This is a genomic window from Spirillospora sp. NPDC029432 (assembly GCF_040703975.1).
Classification (GTDB): Bacteria; Actinomycetota; Actinomycetes; order Streptosporangiales; family Streptosporangiaceae; genus Spirillospora.
In genome coordinates this window covers 1-10,925 of sequence record NZ_JBEZWH010000126.1, presented here as the reverse complement: position 1 = coordinate 10,925, position 10,925 = coordinate 1, and the positions used below count along the sequence as shown (strand labels likewise).

Genomic DNA, 10,925 nt, shown 5'->3' with positions numbered 1-10,925 from the left:
CGCGGCCGACCGGGTGGGGGGCTGCCGCCCCCCACTCCCCCTGCCTGGGGGCTCCGCCCCTCGCCCCCATCTCTGGGGGCTCCGCCCCTTGCCCCTGGGCCGGGGTTGGGTCGTTGGTCACAGTGCGGGGACGCGACTCGCGACGTTGGGGCTCCGCCCCTTGCCCCCGTGCGGGGTTTAGGTCGCTGACCAACTGCGGGATCGCGACTGGGAAGCTAGGGCTCCGGGCGGGTTTAGGTCGCTGGTGACGTTGCGGATCGCGACTTGGGTAGATGGGGCTCCGCCCCTTGCCCCCGGGCGGGGGCGGGCCTCACGCCAAAAAGGGGTTCAGCGGGGGCGGCCTAGGCGGCCTCGGACCCTGTCTCTGAACGAGCGTTTGGGGGCCTTGGCCTTGATCGAGCCGAAGATCAGGGTGCCGCCGATCTCGATGGTGGGGCCCTCCTCGGCGGGGCGGGTGCGCAGTTCGCGGGTGCTGAGGATGGTGCGGCCCGTCACGTTCACCTGGACGCCCTCGGGGACGAGCAGGCGGATCCGGCCGCCGACGACCATGGAGTCCAGGACGATGTGGCGACGCTGCAGCACCGCCTCGCGCAGGTCCAGTTCCACGGTGCCGAACATCGCCAGCAGCGGGAGCTTGACCGGGACGACCCAGCGGCCCTCGCGGCGCATCCGGCCGAAGAACGCCGAGACCGGGCGGTCGTCGACCAGGATCGGCTGGGCCTCCTCGGGGCTGAGGTCGCCGGTGATGCCGGTCAGTTCCCCCAGCGTGCGGGCGGCGTAGGCCCGGGAGGTGCGCTCGGAGTGCTCCTCCATGGTCAGCCGCCCGTCGGCGAGCGCCTCGCCCAGGACGCTGACCACGCGCTCGCGGTCGGCGTCGGAGGCGCGCAGATCGCGTACGCGGGTGGTCGGCGCGGGCTGCGGCCGGGTGGGGCGGATGGGCGTGTCCACGTCCCCAGACTAACCGGCCGCGGGCCGAAAACCGTTGGGGAAATGTCACCGCGTGTGCTTACGGTGGCGGGTATGACGGTTCAGCGTCACGAGACCGCGGCCGCGGCGGATCCCGAAGGGCGGCGGCCGGCGATCGCGCTGCGGGGGGTGGTCAAGCGGTTCGGCGACTTCACCGCCGTCGACGGGCTCGACCTGGACGTGCGGGCCGGCTCCTGCCTGGGGCTGCTCGGACCGAACGGCGCGGGCAAGTCGACCACGATGAAGCTGCTCACCGCCCAGGCCATCGCCGACGCGGGCTCGATCGAGGTGCTCGGCTTCGCCGTCCCCCGCGAGTCCAAGCGCGCGCGGGCCGCGATGGGGGTCGTGCCGCAGCAGGACAACCTGGACGAGGAGCTCACCGCCCGGGAGAACCTGGAGGTGTTCGCGCATCTGTACCGGGTGCCGCGGGCGCGGCGGCGGGCCGCCGTCGACGACGCGCTGGAGCTGGCCCACCTGACCGGGCGGCAGCGGACCAAGGTCGACGACCTGTCCGGCGGGATGCGCCGCCGGCTGCTGATCGCCCGCGGCCTGGTGCACCGGCCCGCGCTGGTGCTGCTGGACGAGCCCACCGTGGGCCTGGACCCGCAGGTACGGGCCGAGCTGTGGGGGCTCATCGACGGGCTGCGCGCGGGCGGCACCACCGTGCTGATGTCCACGCACTACATCGAGGAGGCCGAGCGGCTCGCCGACGAGTGCGCGCTGATGTCGCACGGCCGGGTCGTCGCGCGCGGCGCCCCGGCCGAGCTGATCGCCGAGCACGCGGGCGAGCTGGTCGTCGAGCACTACGGCCCGCCCGACCGGCTCGCCGAGGTGGAACGGGTGGCGCGCGGGGCGGGGCTGCCGACGCGCCGTACCGGGCCGTCGGTGTCGGTGCTGAAGGCCGAGACCATCGCGCCGTCGCTGGACGCGGAGCTGGGCCCGGACGGGGTGCGCCGCGCCGCCAACCTGGAGGACGTGTTCGTCGTGCTGACCGGGGAGCGGGTGGAATGACGGCGCAGGAACCGCTGCGGCGCTTCGAGCTGGCGCCCGTGCGCGGGATCTGGCGGCACGAGCTGGCGCTGTTCAAGCGCTACTGGGGCTCGCAGTCGTTCGCGTCCATGGTGGAGCCGACGTTCTTCCTGCTGGCCTTCGGGTACGGCTTCGGCTCGATGGTGGCCGTGATCGGCGACTACCGCTACCTGGACTTCGTCGCGACCGGCGTGGTGGGCGTGGCGGCGCTGTTCACGTCGGTGTTCCCGGGGATGTTCAACGGGTACATCCGGCGGGTCTTCCAGCACACGTACGACGCGATGCTGGCCGCCCCGGTCGACGTCCACGAGCTGGTGACGGGAGAGGCGCTGTGGATCGCGGCCAAGTCGTCGGTGTACGCCTGCACGCCGCTGCTGGTGGCGCTGTTCTTCGGGCTCGACCCGTCGGCGGGGATGCTGCTGGTGCCGCTGATCGTCTTCTTCACCGCGCTGGGCTTCGGCCTGTTCGGGATGTGGACCTCGTCGGTGGTCCCGTCGATCAACTCGTTCGACTACGTGATCACCGGCGTGGTGACGCCGCTGTTCCTGATCGCGGGCACGTTCTTCCCGGTGGACGCGCTTCCGGGCTGGGCACAGAACGCGGCGCTGGCCAACCCGCTGTTCCACACGGTGGAGCTGGTCCGGCACGCCGTCTTCGGCCTGGAGCCGCTGGCCGACCTGGGGCATCTCGGCGCCCTGCTGCTGTTCGCCGCCCTGATGTGGCTGATCGCCGTGCGCGGCATGCGCAAGCGCCTGATCGACTGACGCGGGGCGGGGCGCCGGTCCCCCGGCGCCCCGCGGACGTCAGGTCACGTCCTCCAGGGCCGTGACGGCCTTCTCGCCCTGCGTCTGGGCCTCTTCCGGCGTCAGGTCCTCCAAGGCCCGCGTGAGGGCGGTCATGGCGGCGTCGCTCGCCGTGCGGGCGGTCAGGGTGTGCTCCTGGGCACGTTCCAGGTCGCCGAGCCCCACACAGTCGAACGCCACCTGCGCGTCATGAACCGCCATCTTCAGCTGCCGCGCGGCCTCTTCCAGACTCATGCGTCCCTCCTTCGCCGGGAAACGACTTACTACCCTTGGGCACGTTGGGTAATCACTTCCCCCAGGAGACGCGCGGCTTCGGCAAGGCGGTTCTCACCTACGCGCGCGTACCCGAGCACGAGGGCGGGCGGGGCCGCGGCCGCGCGCTCGCGCGACCACATGGGCCGGGCGCCGGCGACGGCCACTCCGGCCCGTCCGGCGGCGGCGACCACCTCGTCCTCGTCGCTTCCCCTGGGGAGTTCCACGTAGAGGTGGATGCCCGCTGAGACGCCGCGAATCGCGGCGTCGGGCACATGTTCGCGGAGGGCCTCGACGAGGGCGTCGCGGCGCGCGCGGTAGCGGCGGCGCATCATGCGCAGGTGCCGGTCGTAGCCGCCGCTGCGGATGAGGTGGGCCAGCGCGTGCTGCTCCAGTACGGGCGCGCCCAGGTCGGTGTGGGCCCGGTGGGTGCGGAGCCGTTCGGCGAGGCCGGGCGGGCACACGGCCCAGCCCAGGCGCAGCGCGGGGGCGAGCGCCTTGCTGACCGAGCCGAGCAGGACGACGCGCGCGGGGTCGACGCCCTGGAGGCAGCCGACGGGCTCGCGGTCGTAGCGGAACTCGGCGTCGTAGTCGTCCTCGATCACGACGCCGCCGGCCGCGCGGGCCCAGGCGATCAGCTCGGCGCGGCGCGCCGGGGACAGCACCACGCCGGTCGGGTACTGGTGCGCGGGGGTGACGAGCACGGCACGCGCGCCGGTACGGGCCAGCGCGCCGACGTCCAGGCCGTCCCGGTCGACGGGGACGCGGACGAGCCGGACTCCGGTGGCCTCCAGCATCGGCATCTGCCGGACGCTGGTCGGGTCCTCGACCGCGAGGGTGTCGTGGCCGGCGTCCATCAGGGCGCGCACGACGGTCGACATGCCGTGCGCGACGCCGCTCATCACCACGACGCCGCCGGGGCCGGTGTGCGCGGCGCGGACCCGGCCGAGGTAGCCGGCCAGCTCGGTGCGCAGCGCGGCGGCGCCGCTGTGGTCGGGGTAGGTCAGCTCCTCGTTGGGCAGCTCGCGCAGGGACGCGCGGACCGCCGCCACCCACCGGTCGCGCGGGAACGCCCCCAGGTCGGGGGTGCCGGGCCACAGGTCGTACGGGAAGCCGTGCCGGGTGTCGCCGCCGGGCGGCTCGCCGGGGCCGCCGGGCTCGGGCGGGCCGTCCGCGGCCGGCTCCGGGGCCGGGGCGGCCGCGGGCGGCGCGTCGGGACGGGCCAGCCGGGCGACGCGGGTGCCGTCGCCGCGCCTGGCCGTCAGGAAGCCCTCGGCGATCAGCTGCTCGTACGCGGTGACCACGACGCCGCGGGAGACCTCGAGGTCGCGGGCGAGGTCGCGGCTGGAGGGGAGCCGGGTCCCGGCGGTCAGCCGGCCGGCGCGGATCGCGCCGCGGAAGCCGGCGGCGATCTGTGCGGCGAGCCGGCCGGCGGAGCGGTCGAGGGGCAGATGAAGGTCGGTCACATCACCTTCAGCGCCAGAAGGGCGACCAGGCGTCACCCGTCCGGTATTGGTCCAAGAACGGTCGATCCGATTGGCCCTGGGATCAGGACCAACCCGCTCGTAGCGTCCCATGCCATGAACGAGACCACCAGTCCCGGCGCGAGCCCCCGCGGCCTGATCGGCGCCGGGTCCGCGATGTTCCTCGTCGGCACGCTGACCGCCGTGTCCGCGACGATCGCCGACTACCCCGTCCTCGGCGGCCAGGCTGTGCGGTACGCCGTCGCCGCCGTGATCCTTTTCGCGGCCGTACGGCTCACCGGCGCCGGCGGGCCGCGGCCGACCGCGCGCGACCTGGCCCTGCTCGCCGTGCTGGCGGGGACGGGGCTCGCGGCGTTCAACGTCTGCATCGTCGCCGCCACGCACCACACCAGCCCCGCCACGATCGGCACCGTGATCGCCACCGTGCCGGTCGCGCTGGCGCTGGCCGGGCCGCTGCTGGAGCGCCGCCGCCCGGCACCCGCCGTGGTGCTGTCGGCCTGCGTCGTCACGGCCGGGGCCGCGCTGGCGAACGGCCTCGGCAGCGGCACGCTGCACGGCCTGCTGCTGGCGCTGGGCGCGCTGGCGGGCGAGGTCTGCTTCTCGCTCCTCGCCGTCCCGCTGCTGCCGCGGCTCGGCCCGCTGCGCGTGTCGGCGTGGTCGGCCGCGCTGGCGGCGCCGATGCTGCTGGCGGCGGGCCTGGTGGCCGACGGGCGGGACGTGCTGCGGGTGCCGACCGGCACCGAGCTGGCCGGGCTCGGCTACCTGTCGGTGATCGTGACGACGGTCGCGTTCTTCCTCTGGTACGACGCGCTCGGCCGGCTCGGCTCCGACCGGGCCGGGCTGTTCGCGGGCCTGATCCCGGTGAGCGCGGTGGTCACGACCGTGGCGCTCGGCCTGGGCGAGCCGGCGCCCGCCGACCTCGCCGGCGCCGCCCTGGTCGCGGCCGGCGTCGTCACCGGCCTGCGCCCGCCCCGCCGGCGGCGTCCCGTGCGGGCGTCCAGGGAACGGGCGGCGGTCGTGCCGGCCGGGGCAGGTCGTAACCTGTAGGGCGGCCCCACCCCTACCCGGAGGGCGGGGGGTGTGGGGGATCGTCCCCCCACAAGCAATTGGATACTCCCTCGCGAGGAACTTCGATGCCTGAGTTCTCCTACACCGACCTGCTGCCGACCGGCCCGGACGACACCGAGTACCGGCTGCTCACCTCCGAGGGCGTGTCCACGTTCGACGCGGGCGGGCGGACGTTCCTCCAGGTCGAGCCGGAGGCGCTGCGGCTGCTCACCGAGACCGCGATGCGCGACATCTCGCACCTGCTGCGGCCCGCGCACCTGAACCAGCTCCGCAAGATCCTGAACGACCCGGAGGCGTCGCCGAACGACCGGTTCGTCGCCCTGGACCTGCTGAAGAACGCCGGCATCGCGTCCGGCGGGATCCTGCCGATGTGCCAGGACACCGGCACTGCGATCGTGATGGGCAAGCGCGGCCAGCACGTGCTCACCGATGGCCGGGACGAGGAGCACCTCTCGCGCGGCGTGTACGACGCCTACACCAAGCTCAACCTGCGCTACTCGCAGATGGCGCCCGTGTCGATGTGGGACGAGAAGAACACCGGCACCAACCTGCCCGCGCAGATCGAGCTGTACGCGACGGACGGCGACGCCTACAAGTTCCTGTTCATGGCCAAGGGCGGCGGGAGCGCGAACAAGTCGTTCCTCTACCAGGAGACCAAGGCCGTCCTGAACCCGAAGCGGATGCTGACGTTCCTCGAGGAGAAGATCCGCTCGCTCGGCACGGCGGCGTGCCCGCCGTACCACCTGGCGATCGTGGTGGGCGGCACCTCCGCCGAGTACGCGCTGAAGACGGCCAAGTACGCGTCCGCGCACTACCTCGACACGATGCCCATCCAGGGCTCGCCGCTGGGCCACGGCTTCCGCGACGTGGAGCTGGAGCAGCAGGTGTTCGAGCTGACGCAGAGGCTCGGCATCGGCGCGCAGTTCGGCGGCAAGTACTTCTGCCACGACGTGCGCGTGATCCGGCTGCCCCGGCACGGCGCGTCCTGCCCGGTGGCGATCGCGGTGTCGTGCAGCGCCGACCGGCAGGCCGTCGCGAAGATCACCGCGGAGGGCGTGTTCCTGGAGAGGCTGGAGACCGACCCGGCCCGCTACCTGCCCGACACCACCGACGAGCAGCTCGACGGCGAGGTCGTCCGGATCGACCTGAACCGCCCTATGGACGAGATCCGCGCCGAGCTGACCCGCTACCCGGTCAAGACCCGGCTGTCGCTGACCGGCCCGCTGGTGGTGGCCCGCGACATCGCGCACGCCAAGATCAAGGAGCGGCTGGACGCGGGCGAGGATATGCCCCAGTACCTGCGCGACCACGCCGTCTACTACGCCGGCCCGGCCAAGACCCCCGCGGGGTACGCGTCGGGCTCGTTCGGCCCCACCACGGCCGGCCGGATGGACTCCTACGTCGAGCAGTTCCAGGCGGCCGGCGGCTCCATGGTGATGCTGGCCAAGGGCAACCGATCGCAGCAGGTCACCGACGCCTGCAAGGAGCACGGCGGCTTCTACCTCGGCTCGATCGGCGGCCCGGCCGCGCGGCTGGCGCAGGACTGCATCAAGAAGGTCGAGGTCCTGGAGTACGCCGAACTGGGCATGGAGGCCGTGTGGCGTATCGAGGTCGAGGACTTCCCGGCGTTCGTCGTGGTCGACGACAAGGGGAACGACTTCTTCGCCGACAGCACCGGGCCCGTCCTCACGATCGGCAGGCGCTGACGGGCGGCGGCGATGGGCGCCGATGGGGGCGATGGGGACTGACGGGCGCTGACGGGCGCTGACGGGCGCTGAACGGAGTTCCTGGCACTATTGGCCGTAATTCCAACTTAGTCCCGAAGTCTCCACAATGACCGGACGGCCACTCCGGTATCTTTTCCGCCATGTCTCAGTCAGAGCGCCTCGTGCTCGCGACGCGCTACCGGCTGGTCTCGGAGATAGGTCAGGGCGCCAACGGCACCGTCTGGCGAGGGCATGACGACCTCCTCGATCGCGCCGTGGCGATCAAGGAGCTGCGGCTTCCCGAGGACCTGTCCGAGGACGACCGGGTGGTCTTCTACCGCCGGACGCTGCGCGAGGCGCGGGCCCCGGCCCAGCTGCGCACCCCGTCGATCGTCGAGGTCTACGACGTCGTGATCGAGCAGGGCCGGCCGTGGATCGTGATGGAGCTGATCGAGGCGCCCAACCTCGAGGAGCTGGTGGCCCGGTCCGGGCCGCTGCCGCCCGAGCGGGTGGGGCACATCGGACGGCAGCTCCTGGAGGCGCTTGCGGCCGCTCACAAGGCGGGCATCGTGCACCGGGACCTCAAACCCAGCAACGTGCTGCTGGACGGGGACCGGGTCGTGCTGACCGACTTCGGGCTGGCGTTCTCGTCCGGCTCGGTCAGCCTGACCAGATCAGGACACTTCATGGGCTCCCCGGCGTACGTGGCCCCCGAGGTCGCGGCCGGGGAGAAGGCCACCCCGCGCTCGGACCTGTGGTCGCTGGGCGCCACCCTGTTCGCGGCGCTGGAGGGCCGGCCGCCGTTCGAGCGGGAGAACGTGATGGCCACGCTCAGCGCGCTGGCCAACGAGCCGGCGCCGCCCATGCAGAACGCGGGGGCGCTCGCGCCCGTCGTCACCGGCCTGCTGGAGAAGAACCCCACCCGCAGGCTCAGCCACGCCCGCGCGGTGGACCGGCTGGAGCGCGCGCTGACCGGGCCCCGGGCCGGCCGCCGCCGCCCGCCGACGCCGCGGCTGCGGGTGATGGCCGTGATCGCGCTCGTCGGCGCGACCGTGGCGTCCTGCGGGATCGGCGCCACCGCGCTGATCGTCGGCATGATGAAGGAGAGCCCCGGCCCGTCCCCCACCTCGCCGGTGGCCGCCTCCCCCGGCGGTGCCGGGGGCCAGGCGTCGGCCCCGCCCGGCGCCGGTTCCAGCACGCTGATGGTGCGGGCCCGCAACGGCCCCTGCAAGATCTTCGTGTCGGTGCCGGGGCCGACGCTGAACGTGCTGTCGGACGAGACCCTGGCCAAGGGCGACGCCCGCCAGTACGACCAGCAGAGCCTCAACGCCGTCATCCACGACGCCGCCGCCTGCGAGGTGTGGCTGAACGGCCGGCAGCAGCCCGCCGGCGGCCCGGGCGAGCGCAAGTCGTACACGGTGCGCAAGAACACCGCCGGCGGCTGATCCCGCCCCGCCGCGGGAATGATCGAGTCGGTTCCGGAGCTGTCGCGAGGGCAGGGATAGATTCGATTCCGGAGGTGGGGTTTCCATGGCCGAGCGCGCGCCGCAGCAGGACGGGTACCGGATCGAGCACGACTCCATGGGGGAGGTGCGGGTCCCGGCCACGGCGAAGTGGCGCGCGCAGACGCAGCGCGCGGTGGAGAACTTCCCGATCTCGGGGCGCGGGCTGGAGCCGGCGCACATCGCCGCGCTCGGGCAGATCAAGGCGGCGGCGGCCACGGTGAACGCCGAGCTCGGCGTCCTGGACGGGGACGTCGCGGCGGCCGTGCGCGAGGCCGCGCTGGAGGTCGCCGCGGGCCGCTGGAACGACCAGTTCCCCATCGACGTGTTCCAGACCGGCTCCGGCACGTCCTCGAACATGAACACCAACGAGGTCGTCGCGACGCTGGCCGAGGAGCGGCTGGGCCGCCCGGTGCACCCCAACGACCACGTGAACGCGTCCCAGTCGTCCAACGACGTGTTCCCGTCCTCGATCCACATCGCGGCCACCGGCGGCGTCGTGAACGAGCTGATCCCCGCGCTGCGGCATCTGGAGGCCGCGCTGGCCGCGAAGGCGGAGGAGTTCGCGACCACGGTCAAGTCGGGCCGCACGCACCTGATGGACGCCACGCCGGTGACGCTGGGCCAGGAGTTCGGCGGCTACGCCGCGCAGGTCCGGTACGGGGTCGAGCGGCTGGAGGCGGTGCTCCCCCGGCTGGCCGAGCTGCCGCTGGGCGGCACCGCGGTCGGCACCGGGATCAACACCCCGGAGGGCTTCGCGGCCCGCGTCATCGCGGAGATCGCGCGCGCCACGGGGCTGCCGCTGACCGAGGCGCGCGACCACTTCGAGGCGCAGGGCGCCCGGGACGGCCTCGTGGAGGCCAGCGGCGCATTCCGCACCATCGCGGTCGGGCTCACCAAGATCGCGAACGATCTGCGCTGGATGGGCTCCGGCCCGCGGGCGGGGCTCGCCGAGATCCGGCTGCCCGACCTGCAGCCCGGCTCGTCGATCATGCCGGGCAAGGTCAACCCGGTGATCCCCGAGGCGGTCGCGCAGGTGGCGGCGCAGGTGATCGGGAACGACGCGGCGATCGCGTTCGGCGGCGCGTCCGGCAGCTTCGAGCTGAACGTCCAGCTGCCGATGCTGGCCCGCAACACGCTGGAGTCGATCACCCTGCTGGCGAACGTCTCGCGGCTGCTCGCCGACCGCTGCGTCGCGGGGATCGAGGCGGACGCGGACCGGATGCGCGAGTACGCCGAGTCGTCACCGTCGATCGTGACGCCGCTCAACCGCTACATCGGGTACGAGGAGGCCGCGAAGGTCGCCAAGCAGGCCCTGGCGGAGCGCAGGACGATCCGCGAGGTCGTCCTGGAACGGGGCCACGTCGAGAGCGGGAGGCTCACCCTGGAGCAGCTCGACGCGGCCCTCGACGTCCTCTCGATGACGGGGACCGAGCGGCCCTAGTACCGGCCGCCTAGTACCAGCCGACCGACTGGGAGTGCTGCCACGCCTTGCAGGGCGTGCCGTAGCGGTCGTCGATGTAGCCGAGACCCCACTTGATCTGGGTCTTGTAGTTGGTCTTCCAGTCGGCGCCGGCGCTGGCCATCTTGGAGCCGGGGAGGGCCTGCGGGATGCCGTAGGCGCCCGAGCTGGGGTTGGACGCCTTGTAGTTCCAGTGGCTCTCCTTGTTCCAGAGCTTCTGGAGGCAGCCGAACTGGGTGCTGGGGTCGTCCATGATGGACTTGGCGTACGCCTGCGCCACGCCCGCCGGGACCGGGTTGCCCTCGGTCGGGACCCCGCCGCCGTCGCTGTCCTTCTTCGGCTTCTTGGTCGGGATCGGCGTGCCGCGCGGCATCAGCCTGGGGCCCTTGGCCGGGGCCTCGCGCGCCTCGCGGGACGCGCGGTCCTTGGCCAGCGAGCGGCGCTGCTCCTCGAGCACCTTCGGGTCGATGGCCGGGGCGGCCGCGGCGGCGTCCGCCGCGTCCGGGGCCACCTTGCTCGTGCCGTCGTCACCGGTGAGCGCGAACGCGCCGACCGCGCCGGCGCCGACCACGACGGCCGCGCCCGCGGCCACCGCGGCGATCTTCAGCCCGGTGCGCCGGCCGCCGGAGCGCCGGCCGGGACGGCGCGGGCCG

At 73.3% G+C, this 10,925-nt stretch carries 10 protein-coding genes; 6 read left to right on the top strand and 4 right to left on the bottom strand.

Translation table 11 applies throughout. The annotated features are described in order from the left end of the window. Positions 1-327: 327 nt before the first annotated feature. Positions 328-948, bottom strand: coding sequence for a DUF1707 domain-containing protein (locus AB0881_RS41010; protein ID WP_366626273.1), 621 nt, complete (start codon positions 946-948; stop codon positions 328-330). Positions 949-1,020: 72 nt separating this feature from the next. Between AB0881_RS41010 and AB0881_RS41005 the strand changes: the two genes are divergently transcribed. Next, positions 1,021-1,977, top strand: coding sequence for an ABC transporter ATP-binding protein (locus AB0881_RS41005; protein ID WP_366626271.1), 957 nt, complete (start codon positions 1,021-1,023; stop codon positions 1,975-1,977). Next, positions 1,974-2,759, top strand: a complete 786-nt coding sequence (locus tag AB0881_RS41000) for an ABC transporter permease (RefSeq protein WP_366626270.1) — start codon at positions 1,974-1,976, stop codon at positions 2,757-2,759. Before AB0881_RS41005 ends, AB0881_RS41000 begins: the two co-directional genes overlap by 4 nt. Positions 2,760-2,798: 39 nt before the next feature. Here AB0881_RS41000 and AB0881_RS40995 read toward each other — a convergent pair whose 3' ends face one another. Further along, positions 2,799-3,032: a hypothetical protein gene (locus AB0881_RS40995; protein ID WP_366626268.1), complete on the bottom strand. Its 234-nt coding sequence runs from the start codon at positions 3,030-3,032 to the stop codon at positions 2,799-2,801. 29 nt (positions 3,033-3,061) lie between these two features. Next, positions 3,062-4,516, bottom strand: coding sequence for a PLP-dependent aminotransferase family protein (locus tag AB0881_RS40990; protein WP_366626266.1), 1,455 nt, complete (start codon positions 4,514-4,516; stop codon positions 3,062-3,064). 114 nt (positions 4,517-4,630) lie between these two features. On the opposite strand from AB0881_RS40990, the gene AB0881_RS40985 reads away from it, so the two are divergent. From AB0881_RS40985 to AB0881_RS40970, 4 genes are all read left to right on the top strand, one after another. Further along, positions 4,631-5,581: a DMT family transporter gene (locus tag AB0881_RS40985; protein ID WP_366626264.1), complete on the top strand. Its 951-nt coding sequence runs from the start codon at positions 4,631-4,633 to the stop codon at positions 5,579-5,581. Between the two features lie 86 nt (positions 5,582-5,667). Beyond that, complete coding sequence (locus tag AB0881_RS40980; protein ID WP_366626263.1) at positions 5,668-7,308, top strand: fumarate hydratase; 1,641 nt, start codon at positions 5,668-5,670, stop codon at positions 7,306-7,308. 161 nt (positions 7,309-7,469) lie between these two features. Next, positions 7,470-8,753, top strand: coding sequence for a serine/threonine-protein kinase (locus AB0881_RS40975; protein ID WP_366626261.1), 1,284 nt, complete (start codon positions 7,470-7,472; stop codon positions 8,751-8,753). An 85-nt stretch (positions 8,754-8,838) separates the two neighbouring features. Then, positions 8,839-10,254, top strand: a complete 1,416-nt coding sequence (locus AB0881_RS40970; RefSeq protein ID WP_366626259.1) for a class II fumarate hydratase — start codon at positions 8,839-8,841, stop codon at positions 10,252-10,254. Positions 10,255-10,264: 10 nt separating this feature from the next. Here AB0881_RS40970 and AB0881_RS40965 read toward each other — a convergent pair whose 3' ends face one another. Beyond that, positions 10,265-10,843: a lytic transglycosylase domain-containing protein gene (locus AB0881_RS40965; RefSeq protein ID WP_366626275.1), complete on the bottom strand. Its 579-nt coding sequence runs from the start codon at positions 10,841-10,843 to the stop codon at positions 10,265-10,267. Positions 10,844-10,925: the final 82 nt, after the last annotated feature.